Source organism: Pseudomonas cucumis, assembly GCF_030687935.1.
Lineage (GTDB): Bacteria > Pseudomonadota > Gammaproteobacteria > Pseudomonadales > Pseudomonadaceae > Aquipseudomonas > Aquipseudomonas cucumis.
This window is the reverse complement of record NZ_CP117454.1, coordinates 1,260,293-1,274,476: the sequence shown is the minus strand read 5'-3', so window position 1 is coordinate 1,274,476 and position 14,184 is coordinate 1,260,293. Positions and strand designations below refer to the sequence as shown.

The window sequence follows — 14,184 nt, the reverse complement described above, 5'->3', positions numbered from 1 at the left end:
CATCATCTGTTCGGGGTCAACCTTCCAGAACCAGGCCAGGTCATAGGCGACTGCGATCAGGTCGGTGATGGCGCCGACGCCGCACTCATGAAAAAACTCGCGACGGCCCAACTCAACGTGTTGAGGTCAGCCAGGTCCAGCTGGTTGACCGACGACGGCGGAATGCCGGCGCACACGGCGATGTATTTGGCCGCGACGTCCATGTCGAGGCTGACCTCTTCGCTCTTGTCGATCTTGTACGGCAGCGCCTTGATCGCCCGCACTTCCTGCACCGTCGGACGGCGCAGGTTGAGTTCGGTCAAGGGCTCGCCGTGGGCTTCGATCGCAACTTGAAGCTTCACGGCGTTGCTCATTGCCAGGTCCCCTTGATGCCTTCGAATTTCAGTTCGATGGTGGCGTCATCGCCTTTGGATACCGGCTCTTCCACCAGGTAAGCGCCGGCCAGCACGTAGACTTTGCCGTTGCTGAATTCGCAGGTGACGGTCATGTCGGAGCCTGCGATCAGTTGCTTGAGCGGGAAGTCCGCGGTGTGCAGCGCCGTCACTGTGAACGACGGCGCGATGTCGGTTTCCTTGTAGAAGCCCGGCACGACGGTTTCCCGTTTTACGGCCATCAAAGGTGCTTCGCAGCCGCCGTTGATGGTCAGTTGAGCGCCGTCCACTTTGACGTAGCAGGTGCCCGCAATCAGTTGACCCATGGTGTTTCTCCCTTCAAATAAAAAGCCCACGCGAGGTGGGCTGAAATCACACAGTCAGCGCAGCGATCAGGCTGCGTCGTCGTACTGCAGACGGAACTGGTTGAGCAGCGCGAACACGCGCAGGCCGTTAATGTAATCCGGCGGGAACAACACGTTGACCCGGCTCGGGTCCTGAACATCGCGCTCGACGATCAGGTGTTCGGCGAACAGCTCGGCGTTTTCCACGTGGCCTTCCAGTTCGAGCTTGGCGTACTGGGCGATCAGCTCACCGCGAATGGTGCTCGGAGTAACGATTGGCTGGCCGGCGCCGAAACGGGTGCCGTCGGAGGCCAGTTTGTGGCGACCGTATTTGCTGGTGATCACGCTCTGCAGACGACGCACGATGAACGCCGACTGGTGCATGGTTTCACTGTCCAGGTAGGAGTTATCTGCCTGGCCGTAGGCGTTCTTTTGATAGGTGGTGATCGAACGCTGAATTCGTACGTAGCCGCCTTCGTAGTACGCGGTAGCGATGCCGTAGTTGAGCAACGACTGACGCTCGGTCAGAGTGAAACGCTCGCTCGCCGGTGCCGGGTCGAGACCTGGCAGGCTGCCGCTTTGGGTCGGACGACTGGCGTCAGCCGAGATAAACACCGACGTGCGTGCAGCCAGTGCAGCGGCCTGAACCCAGAACGGTTGCGGTACGCCCGGCTCCAGCGCCTGGATGGTCATGTGCTGGTCGTTACGCGCCTGACCGGCCGCCACCAGAGTACCGATGCTGCCGCGCTTGGCGCTGTAGACGTGACCGAACAATTGCTTGGCCCAGGACCAACGACCGGTGCTGTCATCCATGACGGCTTGCCAGGTGTTGAGGGTCGACAGATCCGACCAAGGCATGCAGATGAACTCGAACGGTTCATCGCCCAGTGCCGCGACGGCGGCCACTTGATCCGGCACACCGGCGCCGCCGGTCATGGCGGTGATGGCCGAGGTCAGGCCGGCCGGGGTTTCTTCGCCATTGCTCTTGCCCAGGCGATTGAATTGCAGGCTGATGTCGTTGCCGCTGTCGCCAGTCCATTTGGCGCTCAGGGTGACCACACCTTCGACCGCCGCAGCGCTGACCGGCAGATCGGCGGAGGCATTGATTTTCAGTGCCAGGGCCGTGGCCGCTTGCGCCGCAGTGGCACCATTGACGATAGCCGCCTGAACGCGAACGCCGCCGACGTACAGGTTGAGCACGCCGCTTTGCGTCGCCGCACCGCTCAGGGTCAGCACACCTTTGGCAATGCTGCCTTCAGTGTTGTGCAGCGGCAGGCACCAGATCTCGCCGATCGGATCGGTCTTGCGCCAGGTTTCGTACATCGAGGCGAGCATCGAGCCTTGGCCGCCAATGCTTTTGGCCAGTGCCACGCTGGACACCAACACCAATTTGCCGACGTCGGCCGGTGCGATGTTGTCGTTGACCTGAGCAACGATCAGGCGGCGCATGGCCGACGACGCGCTATTGGCGGCCGAGTTATCCATTTCGGCATAGAACAGCGGAACACGAATGTCCGCGGGGATGTTGCTGAATCCGATCGCCATTATTTGGCTCCCTGTGGTTTCGCCGCTTTCACGGCTTTGGTAGTGATATCGCCATCGGCCAGACGTCGACGCCACCAGGCGTTGTCCGGCACTTCACGGCCCTCGAGGGGCAACAGATCGCCCGCTTCCGGGTCCGGCACGACGCGGCCCGGGGCCGGCAGCACGGTGATGCGTTTGCTCATGGGGTTACGTCTCCAGAGAAAGTCAGTTCCAGGCGCCCGTCGGGGCCTGGGCGTTGCAGATTGGGGTCCGCGGGATCGATCGCATCGACCCGCACGGTGGCCCCGGTAAAGGACGACAAACCGTCCAGTTCACGCTCGTGCCAGCTCTCCGCCGGTTGCCCCGGCAAATTGCGACCGAGCTGGAATTCGGCAAAAAAGCGCAGGCGATACAGCACGCGGCTGCTGTTGATGGAAACCAGTTCGCCGCCGTCGTACTCGATGGCCTCGTAGTCGCTGCCGGGCTTGAAACCCACCAGGGCGCGCCAGAGTTCGGCGCGCAGGTCATGCAACAGATCCAGCGCTTTTGTAGCGTCTGTGGTGTCGAGCACCAACGTCACTTCGAAGCGGTCGCGGATGGGTTGCAGCATCAGGTTTTGTGCAACGCTTTTGCTCGCCAGATCGGCAATGGGGACGACGTAGGCGCACGGTGTGGTGAGTGGGTTGCTGGCTTGCAGGGTGGCGAGGTCGATGCCCGCGGCCACACGATTGGCCAGGCTCGGGCATTGCGCACGCAGCTGCGTGAGGATCGGCGTGATCTTCATGAGGGCGCTCCAGAATCGAATGAAATGAGTGAGCAGGGACGCAGTTTTTTTAGCAGCTGCCGAAGGCTGCTACAGGTGAGGTGCTTTTGGGGGATGCGCGTCAGGCCTTGGCGTCCAGGCAGGTCGCGTCAATCCTGCAGCGATAGCTTTTTTCCCGGTCGCCGCTGGCGGTGACCTTGTCGATCGACCACCGACCGCGCATGAAGTCCGGCCAGGTGGGGTCCAGCAGAACAATCCCTTCAGCGGACAATCCCGGATTGCCGGGGCATTCGATCGTCACCTTGAGTGCTTCGCGCATCATCCGGCGGGTCTCGCCTTCGGCGGCGGCACGGGCATCGTCTGCGCTCTGAAACCGCTGGCGAAGGGTCTTGAACGGCGCGATGCCGCTCTCCTCGACACGCACTTTACCGGCCGCCGCGTCCCACCAACTGGTCTTGCAGCCCTGGTATTTCGCCCGGGCGGTTTCATCCAGGATGGCGGAGATAAAGGCGTGATCGCCTGGGCGATTGTTCGTCGTCACCGACAGCTTTATGGTCGGCAGGATTTTGCCCGATAACGATTTCGCCTGACCGCGCCGTGCCAGCACGTACAGCTCGTTGATCGGCTTGGCGACAGCGTCATGAAGGTAGGCCAGTCGCGTCAGAAAACCCATGTCGGTTTCGTTGGACTGGTCGATGTGCTCGATTTTTATCAGCGACAGGTCCGGGGCCACACGAGGGGAAAATCCGTGCCTGGACGTCAACTGGCGAAACAGCGCACCCAAGGTCGTCGGGCCATGGCTGACCGATCGGCGCTGCTTGAATCCCGTCTGATCCGCCGCACTGAACGGCGCCGCAGTGGCCACCAGCGTCAGACGCAGGGGAAACAGAGTCGGCGTGCGTCGGGTAATGACGAACTCGCCTTTATCCACCAGCCCCGACTCTAGATAACCGACCCGCAGGCCGATCTTTCCGCCCAGGCTGGGCAACCCTTCAAGCCCATCTAGACTGATCACGAGCGTCAGTTGATCGGATTCAATTCCCGCTGCATCGATGTGCGTCCAACTGAGCAATCGTTCGTTGAGCAGCGCAGCGTTTGCGCCGTAAATTTCTACCGCAGGCGTGAAACCCAGTGACATGCTGCCTCCTTAATCCCAGGCCGATACCGGTGTGGGTGCGACGGGCTTCGAATCCACTTCCGGCAGCACAACCCATACCCCCGCCGGCAATATCGGCCCCCATTCGGCAAGCCCCGGATTAAGACGCCAAAGGGCTTCCTCACTGGCATCGTCACAACGCTCAAGTTCGCGGTACAGCAACAGATTCACCGAATCACCGGCAATACTTCGAACCCTACGCATTGGCGAACTCCGTTAACTCGATAATCCAATCGACCACCATCGCGGTGCCGTCATCAAGGATGTTGTTTTGGGTTTCCGACACCTTGTTGATCTGCCACAGACCCCAGTTGCGGCCGATGCCGTCAACCAAGGGCAAAGGGATGCGCAGCGCCTGCAAGGCACGCAGCTCATCGAGCCGATCCATGGCGGTCGCGTACATCGACTTGCCTGTTATCGTCAGCCCTTGCAGGCCTTGGCCGACCTGACTGGATTTGGGTTTGCTGGTGAGGATGTCGATGCTCTTCCAGCCGCCGTCCGAGGTGCGCACCAGGCTGTGGTAAGCGAAGTTTCTGGACAGGCCGAAAATGAAATTGCCGAGTGCCATTTGCTGACGCATCACGTACCTCCGTCAGTCAGGGCCGCGTCACTTCGCATGGCGAGTGAGTTGGGCATGGTCATGAGTCCGAATTGGCCGGTGATCTGTTGCACAACCAGGTTCGCCAATTGACTGGCGCTGGCCTGGTCCTGGCCGTTGATGTAGATGTTCGCGTTAACCGTGTTCTGTTGATTGCTCGTCTGGGCGTTGGTCAGGTCTTTGCTGACCTGATCTGGAGCGGCGAGTTTGTCGGCGGGTGTAGCGAGTTTCTCACCCAGCCATTCCCCTCCCCAACTGACCGCCATCCCCCCCAACAAACCACCGATCACGCCACCGACCGCCGTGCCCAGAACAGGCACTACGCTGCCGATCAGGGCGCCGGCAGCAGCGCCAGCATAAGTACCGGCGAGCCCGCCACCGGCCGAGCCCAGCGCCCCGCCGACCGCTTTGGTATCACCCGCCTGCAAGCCTTTGACGGCATCGTAACCAGCACTGAGCAGCATCAGCGGCGCGACCCGTCTGGTGACTGCCGAGCCCATTCTGGCGGCACCCAGCAAGCGACTCCCGGTAGACATGCGTGGCAGCCTCGTAGCGCTTTTGGGGATGGCGCTTTTTCCGGTCCTTGCGCCTCGGGGTTGCTTTTTACCCTTACGGCCACGCTCCTTGGCATCAGCTGTCAGATCCCCCTCCTCGGGAATCTGTCGCGCGCCGGCCAGAGCCAGAAGTTTTGTCGCAGCAGCAGTGATCGCGGACGCCATCGCAACCTTGATTTCAGCGCCGCGCGCCAACGCAACGGCTCCCGCGAGCACCAGCAATCCTGCAGTAGCTTTCGGTTGTGCTTCAGCGACCCCGCTCAGGCCATCGGCCAATGCGCCGAGCGACACCATCAAACCATCAGTCAACGGTGCCAGGGCATTGCCGCCCGCCGCGAACATCCGGTTTTTACTCGCATCCAGCGCATTCCATCGCCCTTGCGAGGTTTCCCCTAGCGCCTCGGCGGTTTTCGCTACAGAGCCGTTGTGTTTCGGCAACGTCCCGTCGGAGGTTCGCTCGGACACCAGCAAAAACGCCTTTTGCACGTCTTCCGGTTTTTTCAGCAGTTCAAGAATCGCTGCGTTATCACCAAACAATGTCTTGGTCAGTGACTGCTGTTCTTCCGTAGTTTTTTTCTTCAGTGCTTCAAGCACCAAATTGATCGTTCCCGGTGCGTCCTTGCGCAGGCCATCAGCCAACATCCCGGGATTGAATTTACCGTCCAGGTCAGCCCAGGCCTTGCGCTGTTCCGGTGAAGCCGCGTCCCCCTTGGCCAAAACCGTGGTGAAGCCTTTCAAGGCCTCACCGGCACCGACCTTGTCCGCGCCGCTGTTCAAGAACGCCGCCGCGAGGGCCGCCATCTGTTCCGGCGTCATTCCCGCCGCGATGCCCGCCTCGCCACTGCGTTGCACCACAGAACCGATGTCTGCCGCTTTGACATTCAGGCCGCTGTTGCCGAGATGGTTGGTTGCATCCGCCAGATTCAGGCTTTGTCCGCGATCCAGCTTCATTGAGGTGCGCCAGCCCAACAGCATCTCGCTGGCGGCCTTGACGTCGAGATTGAACGCCGACGCGGTCACCGCGCTATCGCGGGTGAAGTTCAGCAGCTCATCCTGTTTTTTGGCCGGGTCAAGCCCGTTCCCGATACCCGCCTTCGCCGCCGCCAACTCGACCTGGGCCAGTTGAACCGCCGTTGCCCCGCTCGGAGCAACCTGCTTGTCAGTGGCCATTTTCAGGTTGGCCTGCGACAGTTTCTGCAACTGGACGTTGTCCAGTTTCAGCACCTGGTTGAGCTCAACCATCGCCAACTCGGTCGCCATCGCCGACTTGAGCAAATCCGGCGGCGTGCGCTGATCGATCTCAGCCTTTAACTTGGACTTTGGCTCACTGCTTGCCGCGGGCACCGAAGCATTCGCCTTGAGCAGCGACTGCTGCGACGACAAAGCAATGTTCAACAACGCCAGCGCTTCGCGAAGCTTTACCTGTTCCGACACCAGCAGACGGATGTCGAGGCTGGCCGTGGTCAGTGCCAGGTTCAACCCCGACGTTTCAGACGTGCTGCCCAGTGGCGGCAACTCGATGCTCGCCGCACCGGACAGCGAATACTTACTGTCTGCCATCCCGCTCTACTCCTGTTTCACGCCAAGGCGAGTGATCGCGATGTCGTAGCGGCGCAAGGCCTTGCCGGCGTCCCACTCCAGAATTTCCGCCTCACTTACCGAGTAAATGAGCGGCACCACATCGAGGATTACTTCGATGTCGCGCTCCGAAAGAAGTCCGCCGGTTTGTTTAAAAAATCGTCGATGCGTACCTGAAGCTGTGTCCAGTCGGGCACGGTCAGCAGGTCCAGATCGGGCAGCATCAGCCCGGTGCAATGGGCGGTGATGAGCTCGGCGCGTTCTTTGGCCGTCTTCAGTTTTTTCATCGCCTTGGTGGCGCGCAGCACCGGCATTTCCAGGGTCAGCGAGGTCATGCTGCGGCCCGCCACATTGAGCGGTTGCAACAGTTGCACTTGATCGGGGTCTACCGATTGTTCGTCCTGCCGTTCAAGAAAGTACGAAGCAGGGCGAGTCGACATCTCGTATACGTACTGCGCGATGCTCACGTAGTCCGGGCGCTTGAGCTGATCCAGCTCCTTGACCGACAGGCCGGTGGCCAGTTTGGCCAGCTCGAAGAACTGATCGTCCTCATCATCACCGGCGCGGGCCAGGGCCTCTTTCTGCGCGGCGTAGTACAACGGTTTGAGTTGGATCTGCTCGATCTCGGATCCGTTATCACCGGTAATCGGCGACAGCAAGACGTGAACAGGTGGCGTCCAGGACATGAAATGAATTCCTTGGTGGATCATGGGGAGGTGTTGCGCAATGCCGGTCAGGCAACGCAGATCTCAAGGCTGGAGAGCCGCCCCTGTGGGGGCGGGCTTGCTCGCGAAAGCGGTGGGTCAGGCAACGTTGACGTTGAAGCGGATGGCCTCTTCGCGAGCAAGCCCGCTCCGACATGGACTGCGTTTAACTGACTGGCATTGAGGGTGGTGAGGTATTACGGCAGCAACACGGCGCGGCGGGCGTCGCCGAGGATGTCGACGCCGTTGAGCACGAACTTCTGAGTCCGCACGTCGATGTCGATCACCGGAATGCCATTCTCCAGACGGTTGTAGGTGCGGCAGGCCAGCTCGAGGGTCGTCTTGGGCTTCTCGTTCATTTTGAGGACGGCTTCCTCCAGGGATTTCAGCTTGCCGCCGACGGTGTGGTAGGTGAACCAGGTGTTGCCGTCCTGATCCTGCCCTGCTTCACGCACGTTCAGCAGGATGTCGTCGCCCAGTTTCACGCCCAGAGCGAGCATGATTTCCGGGCCAGCGCCTTGCAGGATCAGCTTGGAGGTCAGCGCTTTCCCGCTCTTGGCCATTTCCTCGCCGATGAAGCGGCCGCCGACCATGTTTTCCATCTCGAATTCAATCTTCGGTGGGGTGAACTCTTCCACGGTCGCCGACAACGGCAGGCCTTGCAGGGTGGCCGCGATGGCCTGTCTTACGCGGTTGGTAAACATTAGAGAACGTCCTCCAGGAACTGCTCGATGATTTCATCGCGGGCGTTGAGTTGATAAATCATGTGTTCGTTCGGTGCGTAGCGGCCGTAGTCGATGACCACGTACCAGGTACCGTTCTTGTACTTCTCGACGCTGTTCAATTCCGGGTGCAGGTACACGCTGCCGCCGGGGATGGTTTCGTCGGCGACCAGGGTTTGCAGCCAGTCGTTGATGCGCTTGACCTCCTGATCCATGAACGATTTGGTCAGGTTCTTGGCCATGGCCTTCTGACCGGCCTTCACCAGCTTGCGGCTGATCGCATCTTCAAGGCCGACGTAGCTGATGAACTTGCCGGTGACGGAGCGGTTACCCAGCAGCGAGAAGCCGCCGAGGATGGTCCGGGCGTAGTAGCTGATGCCGTAACGGTTGAGCAGATCGCCTTCGGTGGAGGTGTCGAGGATGTTGTATTCGACGACGCGCGAAACGTCTTCGGCGTAGGTCACCTGGTTGCCCGGGCTCTCCCATTGCTTGACCTTGGCGAGCGCGGCGATGGCCAGGCTCGATGGCGCCAGGAACACGTTCTTCTTCGCCGCCTTGGAGTAGACCGACGGCATGTTGTGCACCAGCAGGCAACGGTCGAAACCAAGGTCCGCGCCGCCCAGTTCCTGGCTATAAGTCACTTGATCGGCGACCGCGGCGTCCTTGCCGTCGAGTACCACGCGAGCCTTGATGCGTTTGCCGAACGAGGCGAACTCACTGGCCACTGCTTTGGTGCCGGTGAAACCCGGCGCACCGATGATCGTCAGGTCTTCCGGCACACCACCAAGTGCGGCCAGACCCAGTTTGCGACCGGTCACTGGCTCGATGCCGCCGATCACGTTATTCAGGGTGTCGGCGGGGGTTGCGCCCTCTTCGACGATGACCACGTAGACCGGCACCTTGACCACTTTGAGGATCTGGAACACCGCGTGGAACAACGTGCCCGACTCAGTACCGGTCGGGTCCAGCAGCGCCTGGGTGGTGAAACTGTTGATGCGGAACGGGGCGTTACGCGGAATCAGCAGATCCGCTTTCGGCGCAGTACCGACCAGACCGATGACGTTGTCACCCAGGCCACCCATGGCCTCGGGGGATTCAGTGGCATTGACGGTAATGCCGTTGTGCTCGAAGTTCAAAACCTCAGCCATGGTTATTCAGCCTTCTTGGCAGCGGCCTTTTTGGCCGGGATGGATGTAGAGGCCGACTCGACGGCCTCGGTTTTTGTCAGCTCCAGACGACCAGCGCTGCGCAACGCACTGGCCTCCACATCGAGCAGGTCGAGTTCTTGACCGACGCTCGACCAGTGACCACCTCCGGTGGGGAATGGGACGAGCACGGTGTAGGTTTGGCGTAGTTCCATTTGGGTTTCTCCAGATACGAAAAAGCCCCTTTTTGAGGAAGGGGCTTTCGGGTGTTGTTTGGCGGAAAAGAAAACGCCCCGGGGCGGGGCGTTTATTGAAAAGTCGCGATCGTTGAGGGTTGCGAAGAGTCCGGCCAGCCTTCATCAAGCATTTCTTCTTTGTAGGTTCCAGCTTCAAGAGCACGGAGTAATGTCAGCTCTCGGTCAAAACAAGCCTGGACGTGTGCCCGGACGGCCTTGGCAATGGCAATAATTTGCTCAGCCCCAATCTCGACAAAACCGTCGAGTGTTTTGAAGTTGCAGTGATATTCCGGGTCAAGGATTGCCGAGAGTCCAGTACTGGCGATCAGCGCCTGGCTGTCTCTGGTTGTCTCTATCTTCATTCCTTCAACAATAACGCCGGACGCTTCACGTACGAAACGCTCAGCGGCAATCAAACCGGAATAATTCGTGACGGGTTTCGGAAACGGTTGCTTTACAAGCTCACCATTAACCATTTGCCAAACACCATCGGTCTCTCTCAAGGTCAAAAACCAAAGTTCATCAGCCAGTTCTATTGCGTCTTTAGGGATATTGCTGTGGACATTGGAGTCATATCTTCCGGCAATCTCTCCACTCTCGTTAAACATTACGTATTTCATAGACACTCCTTCGCATCCTTACTTCAACGACCTATTGCCAGGAAATTATATTGCGCAACCGCGGGACCCAAGTTGCGCACAACGGTGTTTGTAGGACTCCAATTCCTTGCTTGTGCAACAAACATCTGCCCAACCCCAGCATCGTTACCCGCATTGGCGTAGGATAAAAAAACCACAGGACTGACATTGAAAGCTATCGGAAATACCTGCGTCAAGTTCGCCCCTGAGTTAATAATAGCGGTCGTCCCCCATTGAACAATCAATCCGCCAAGCCAACTTGGAAAGACAATATAACTAAGAGCACCACCACCAAATATATTGGCTGAAAAGCCCCAACGTAATTTCTTTGGGGTAACAATTGTGGCGTCGTCATTACCCGCATCCGTAAGCGTCTGCGTAGCAATTTTCGCCGTTCCTTGATTAACTTCCGTCGATTGCTGCGCCAACGTTGCCAATGCAGCAATATCAATATTTTCCTGATTAATCGGCGCGTTCCAGGCCTTGATGCACCACATCACCGCCATGTTTCGCGGCCGAGCCTCCGTCCCTCCAGAACTATTGAAGCCTGTACCGAAGTTGAGGGTTACGGCCATGTTGCCGTTGTCCACAACAACCGCCGCCGGATTACTCCCCGACGCATTAGCGAAGGCCTGCATCCGGGTTACGGTATGGGAGTGCGCCTTGTTGTCATCAGCCTGCCAACTGCCGATTGCACGGCCAGCATCGACGCCGCGCCCATGATCCCAACCCCGCAGGAACTCTCCGCGCGATTCAGGCAAACGGAAATTACCGGCTCCCTCATCCCCCTTGTTGAAGGCCGTACCAAGAAACGCCGCCAGATCCGGATAGACCGCAATGCTCTTCACACTGCCATCAATCTCAAGAAAACCCGGTGGGATCTTATCCAAAGGAAACGGCACCATTGCGCCGACCGGGAGCGCCGAAGCCTCGGCAATCATCGCCTCGATCTCAGCCTTGGTGTAGGTGTCCTTAATACCAAACCCAGCCAGCGTTTCAGGATTCGAACCGCCGGTTGCCCGACCGTACTTGTCCACAGTCAGACTTTTATAAGTCCCCGGCTGAATCCCCGTCCGCCCTGCCAACATTTCAAACGTCAGCGCCGTCGTGCCCAGGGTGATCGGCCCGTTGGTGGTCAGGTGCCACAGCGAATCACCGTTCACTGCGCCCTCTTCAACCATCACAGTCAGGCCCGGGGTAACTTTCGCACTGGTGCTGGCATCGCTCGCCCGTACCCAGTCGCCGTTGGCAACCACCCACAGGCCGTTGTCCTTGGCCAGCGTCTGGTTCGGCAACAACACCCGATTCCCCGCTACCGCTGCGACACCGTCGATCTGCTGAGCACCGTTCAACACCACGTTAGCGGTGGCGGCAACCCGCACCGATTGCTTGCCGTCGAGTTTGCCGAGTTCTTCGGCGAGGTAACTCATCACCCAGGCCCGCGTTGCCTTGACCACGGTGTCGTCAATCAACAACGTCACCAACGCCGCATTACTGGTCTCGAATATCGAGCGAATGTAGAACTCTTTCCCCGAACCCGACGTTGCCAACACCGGTTTGAACGACTCCGGATACTTGACGATGGCGTACAAGATGCCGGTATCAGTCCACAGCCCGGCCTCACGCACATACCAACCGCCCACATCAGGTGGGATGGTGACTTCGGCCAGCAACCAGCTCGGATTTTTCTCATCTTGGAACAACGCATTGAGTGGCCCGCGCCACACTTCGCGTTTCAGTGCCGTGGCAGTGGCAGCTGGGTTGTAAACCGTGCCGCCGCCGTCACCGACGGAAATCTGCGACAGTTTGATCGGTGTGCCCGCTGCCTTGCAGGCGGTTTCGTAGGCGATCCCCGCATTGGTGAGCAGAGTGTAATAGTCGGCCATTTAGGACCCCTGAGGATAAATAGTGGAGGTTTCGACGGTGTAGAGCCCGGCGGCCATGAAGGCCTGACCCGAGGCTTCAAGCCCTTCGATGACGATCGGATACACCGTGGTCAGCTCGCCGCAGACGGTGGCGGCGCCGATGACGTGACTGCCGAATGCGCTCAAGCCGACGGAAACCTTCAAGGTGTCGCGTTCGCTTTTGGCATCGGCCAGGCGTCGGTCGAGACGGGCGTCGATTTCTTCGCTGTAGGGCTGTTCGGTGAAGGCCCTGACGGAAAAGCTGTAACGCGGGCCGGGTGGTGTTTGCTCGTACCAGGCGCGCACCTCAGGCATCAATTGCAAACCCTTGGCCGCGTTTTCCAGTGCTTTTCGCGTCCCGGCCTGCCGTGCGGTGGGCCAGGCGAGTTCCACCGTCAGGCGTTTTTCCGCCTCGGTCGCCTCGGTGCTCCATTCGCTGACCCCGCGATCCGCGCCCAGGTACGGCAGGAATGCCAGGGGTGTTTTGGCGGGGTTCATCAGTTCGGGGAACGACGGGTCAATGCGCTCAAGCAACCGGGCGAAACCGAGATCAAGCGCCCTTTCCAGTGGTGAGCTGTTGGCCGGCAACAGGCTCGGGCGAGGTGTGTCGTCACTCATAACGTATCCACCTCGACCTCGACGCCCGTGCAATACGGCGCTTGAAAAGCGCTCGTCACGATCGGCGCTACCGGTTCAAGGATTTGCAGTTGAACCGCGCCGGCGCTGTGCAGCGTGTAGTCGATCCAGCTCGGGTCCACCCGCCCTTCCAGGCGATGACAGGCATCGGCGTACGCCTGCAACTGCTGTTGCGCGGCAACCTTGGTCAGCCCGGAATCAGGCCCCGGATTGATCTTCGCGATCACCCGGATTTTGTAGTTCTTGATTTGCGCGGCCTGCACGGTAACCAGGTCCGTTTCGGGCCGCACATCAGGCCGGGCGAAATGCTGGCGAACACCGTCGAGCAGCGCTTGGGATGGCGTGCCATCGCCCTCCCGGGAAAGCACCGTGACCGTGACTTCGCCGGGCGCGGTCCGGCGACCGTTGCCGTCCTTGACCTGTGCTGAATAGCCGTCCGGGGCGAAGGTGTAAGTGACCGTCACTACACCCGCCGCGGCGGTTTCCACCTTCACGGCAGGCCGTTCGCCAAGGGTGAAAATCTCACGCCGATACTGCATGCGAGAGCCTGCCGCTGGTGCATGGGGCGCCAGGTAATAACGCAACCGGGCGTCATCATCGCTCTCAAAGACCGGATCGATCGGCGGGAACGCCGCCGGGTCGCCCGGGTCCAGCAACTGGCGCTCAAGCCCCATGTCCGCGAGGCGCGCATCGAGGTTGGTCCCAGTGGACCACCACGCCAGCATCTGCTTGATACGGGCGTTGTATTTGCGTTCATGGGTTTGCAACCGTACACAAAACGCCTCAAGTGCCAGGGTCAGCAACTCGCTTTCGTTTTCCAGGCTGACCGCAAGCTTGGCCGCGCTCTCGGTGGAACGGGCACCGACGTACTCGACGACGAAGGTCTTGAACTCTGCGAGCAGATCCTCGAACGCTTCGACCGTGACGATGGCCGGTTCGGCCAATTGGTTCTGGCCAGGTATCAACATACTCATGCCACCACCTCGAAGGTCTGTTGGCGGTTTTTCCAGGTGCCGGCAAAGCGCAACAACAACCCGGCACCGTAGCGGCTGGCCACAATGACCTGCGGCTCGAAATCGTCGATGCCGTTGTACTTGTTGTAAAACGCTTGGGCGGCATGGCTCTGGGCGAGAATCAGCAGGTCGTCGCCGAGGTTCTGCCCCAGCAACTCAGTGAGTGCGCAACCATACAAAGGGCGCTTCTGACGCGTGCCCAACGGCGTGGTCAGCGCCCGGGTGGCGCGCTGCACGAACTGCAGCCAGTCGTCGACCGTTGCGCCGGTGTTTCTATCGATTCCGATCATGGGAAGCT

Annotated in this window: 18 protein-coding genes; all 18 read right to left on the bottom strand. The window is 59.8% G+C overall.

From position 1 onward, the window contains the following. Positions 1 to 56: 56 nt before the first annotated feature. On the bottom strand, positions 57 to 353 hold the full coding sequence (locus PSH97_RS05575; RefSeq protein WP_105340306.1) for a phage tail assembly protein: 297 nt from the start codon (positions 351 to 353) through the stop codon (positions 57 to 59). After that, complete coding sequence (locus tag PSH97_RS05570) at positions 350 to 697, bottom strand: phage tail tube protein (RefSeq protein WP_305448419.1); 348 nt, start codon at positions 695 to 697, stop codon at positions 350 to 352. The genes PSH97_RS05575 and PSH97_RS05570 overlap by 4 nt, the downstream gene beginning before the upstream one ends. Before the next feature lie 66 nt (positions 698 to 763). Next, positions 764 to 2,260, bottom strand: a complete 1,497-nt coding sequence (locus PSH97_RS05565; protein WP_305448418.1) for a phage tail sheath subtilisin-like domain-containing protein — start codon at positions 2,258 to 2,260, stop codon at positions 764 to 766. Continuing rightward, the gene (locus tag PSH97_RS05560; RefSeq protein ID WP_007907211.1) at positions 2,260 to 2,442 is read right to left on the bottom strand and encodes a DUF2635 domain-containing protein; all 183 of its coding nucleotides are present in this window, start codon (positions 2,440 to 2,442) and stop codon (positions 2,260 to 2,262) included. Before PSH97_RS05560 ends, PSH97_RS05565 begins: the two co-directional genes overlap by 1 nt. After that, complete coding sequence (locus PSH97_RS05555) at positions 2,439 to 3,023, bottom strand: phage tail terminator protein (RefSeq protein WP_305448417.1); 585 nt, start codon at positions 3,021 to 3,023, stop codon at positions 2,439 to 2,441. The genes PSH97_RS05560 and PSH97_RS05555 overlap by 4 nt, the downstream gene beginning before the upstream one ends. Positions 3,024 to 3,123: 100 nt before the next feature. After that, positions 3,124 to 4,140, bottom strand: a complete 1,017-nt coding sequence (locus PSH97_RS05550) for a contractile injection system protein, VgrG/Pvc8 family (RefSeq protein ID WP_305448416.1) — start codon at positions 4,138 to 4,140, stop codon at positions 3,124 to 3,126. 9 nt (positions 4,141 to 4,149) lie between these two features. Next, positions 4,150 to 4,362: a tail protein X gene (locus tag PSH97_RS05545; protein ID WP_305448415.1), complete on the bottom strand. Its 213-nt coding sequence runs from the start codon at positions 4,360 to 4,362 to the stop codon at positions 4,150 to 4,152. Further along, positions 4,355 to 4,738 (bottom strand): phage tail protein, encoded by a 384-nt coding sequence (locus PSH97_RS05540; RefSeq protein WP_305448414.1) that lies wholly within the window; start codon positions 4,736 to 4,738, stop codon positions 4,355 to 4,357. Before PSH97_RS05540 ends, PSH97_RS05545 begins: the two co-directional genes overlap by 8 nt. Continuing rightward, positions 4,738 to 6,870: a phage tail tape measure protein gene (locus PSH97_RS05535; protein WP_305448413.1), complete on the bottom strand. Its 2,133-nt coding sequence runs from the start codon at positions 6,868 to 6,870 to the stop codon at positions 4,738 to 4,740. Before PSH97_RS05535 ends, PSH97_RS05540 begins: the two co-directional genes overlap by 1 nt. A gap of 128 nt (positions 6,871 to 6,998) precedes the next feature. Continuing rightward, positions 6,999 to 7,574 (bottom strand): phage tail assembly protein, encoded by a 576-nt coding sequence (locus PSH97_RS05530; RefSeq protein ID WP_305448412.1) that lies wholly within the window; start codon positions 7,572 to 7,574, stop codon positions 6,999 to 7,001. Positions 7,575 to 7,789: 215 nt separating this feature from the next. Beyond that, entirely contained in the window at positions 7,790 to 8,296 is a 507-nt protein-coding gene (locus tag PSH97_RS05525) for a phage major tail tube protein (RefSeq protein ID WP_305448411.1), read from the bottom strand. Continuing rightward, entirely contained in the window at positions 8,296 to 9,462 is a 1,167-nt protein-coding gene (locus tag PSH97_RS05520) for a phage tail sheath protein (protein WP_258671039.1), read from the bottom strand. The genes PSH97_RS05525 and PSH97_RS05520 overlap by 1 nt, the downstream gene beginning before the upstream one ends. Positions 9,463 to 9,464: 2 nt before the next feature. Then, on the bottom strand, positions 9,465 to 9,674 hold the full coding sequence (locus tag PSH97_RS05515; protein WP_305448410.1) for a hypothetical protein: 210 nt from the start codon (positions 9,672 to 9,674) through the stop codon (positions 9,465 to 9,467). A gap of 92 nt (positions 9,675 to 9,766) precedes the next feature. After that, entirely contained in the window at positions 9,767 to 10,315 is a 549-nt protein-coding gene (locus PSH97_RS05510; protein ID WP_305448409.1) for a DUF4376 domain-containing protein, read from the bottom strand. Between the two features lie 23 nt (positions 10,316 to 10,338). Next, a complete protein-coding gene (locus PSH97_RS05505) occupies positions 10,339 to 12,219 on the bottom strand; it encodes a phage tail-collar fiber domain-containing protein (RefSeq protein ID WP_305448408.1) in 1,881 nt (626 codons plus the stop codon). Then, positions 12,220 to 12,855: a phage tail protein I gene (locus PSH97_RS05500; protein WP_305448407.1), complete on the bottom strand. Its 636-nt coding sequence runs from the start codon at positions 12,853 to 12,855 to the stop codon at positions 12,220 to 12,222. After that, positions 12,852 to 13,847 carry a baseplate J/gp47 family protein gene (locus PSH97_RS05495; protein WP_305448406.1) on the bottom strand — a complete coding sequence of 332 codons (996 nt, stop codon included), beginning with the start codon at positions 13,845 to 13,847 and terminating at the stop codon, positions 12,852 to 12,854. The genes PSH97_RS05500 and PSH97_RS05495 overlap by 4 nt, the downstream gene beginning before the upstream one ends. Further along, complete coding sequence (locus PSH97_RS05490; protein ID WP_018926989.1) at positions 13,844 to 14,176, bottom strand: phage baseplate protein; 333 nt, start codon at positions 14,174 to 14,176, stop codon at positions 13,844 to 13,846. Before PSH97_RS05490 ends, PSH97_RS05495 begins: the two co-directional genes overlap by 4 nt. Between the last annotated feature and the right edge of the window lie 8 nt (positions 14,177 to 14,184).

Coding starts and splice junctions, on each gene's coding strand:
- PSH97_RS05575 (WP_105340306.1), bottom strand. CDS start 353: ATGAGCAACGCCGTGAAGCTTCAAGTTGCGATCGAAGCCCACGGCGAG.
- PSH97_RS05570 (WP_305448419.1), bottom strand. CDS start 697: ATGGGTCAACTGATTGCGGGCACCTGCTACGTCAAAGTGGACGGCGCT.
- PSH97_RS05565 (WP_305448418.1), bottom strand. CDS start 2,260: ATGGCGATCGGATTCAGCAACATCCCCGCGGACATTCGTGTTCCGCTG.
- PSH97_RS05560 (WP_007907211.1), bottom strand. CDS start 2,442: ATGAGCAAACGCATCACCGTGCTGCCGGCCCCGGGCCGCGTCGTGCCG.
- PSH97_RS05555 (WP_305448417.1), bottom strand. CDS start 3,023: ATGAAGATCACGCCGATCCTCACGCAGCTGCGTGCGCAATGCCCGAGC.
- PSH97_RS05550 (WP_305448416.1), bottom strand. CDS start 4,140: ATGTCACTGGGTTTCACGCCTGCGGTAGAAATTTACGGCGCAAACGCT.
- PSH97_RS05545 (WP_305448415.1), bottom strand. CDS start 4,362: ATGCGTAGGGTTCGAAGTATTGCCGGTGATTCGGTGAATCTGTTGCTG.
- PSH97_RS05540 (WP_305448414.1), bottom strand. CDS start 4,738: ATGCGTCAGCAAATGGCACTCGGCAATTTCATTTTCGGCCTGTCCAGA.
- PSH97_RS05535 (WP_305448413.1), bottom strand. CDS start 6,870: ATGGCAGACAGTAAGTATTCGCTGTCCGGTGCGGCGAGCATCGAGTTG.
- PSH97_RS05530 (WP_305448412.1), bottom strand. CDS start 7,574: ATGTCCTGGACGCCACCTGTTCACGTCTTGCTGTCGCCGATTACCGGT.
- PSH97_RS05525 (WP_305448411.1), bottom strand. CDS start 8,296: ATGTTTACCAACCGCGTAAGACAGGCCATCGCGGCCACCCTGCAAGGC.
- PSH97_RS05520 (WP_258671039.1), bottom strand. CDS start 9,462: ATGGCTGAGGTTTTGAACTTCGAGCACAACGGCATTACCGTCAATGCC.
- PSH97_RS05515 (WP_305448410.1), bottom strand. CDS start 9,674: ATGGAACTACGCCAAACCTACACCGTGCTCGTCCCATTCCCCACCGGA.
- PSH97_RS05510 (WP_305448409.1), bottom strand. CDS start 10,315: ATGAAATACGTAATGTTTAACGAGAGTGGAGAGATTGCCGGAAGATAT.
- PSH97_RS05505 (WP_305448408.1), bottom strand. CDS start 12,219: ATGGCCGACTATTACACTCTGCTCACCAATGCGGGGATCGCCTACGAA.
- PSH97_RS05500 (WP_305448407.1), bottom strand. CDS start 12,855: ATGAGTGACGACACACCTCGCCCGAGCCTGTTGCCGGCCAACAGCTCA.
- PSH97_RS05495 (WP_305448406.1), bottom strand. CDS start 13,847: ATGAGTATGTTGATACCTGGCCAGAACCAATTGGCCGAACCGGCCATC.
- PSH97_RS05490 (WP_018926989.1), bottom strand. CDS start 14,176: ATGATCGGAATCGATAGAAACACCGGCGCAACGGTCGACGACTGGCTG.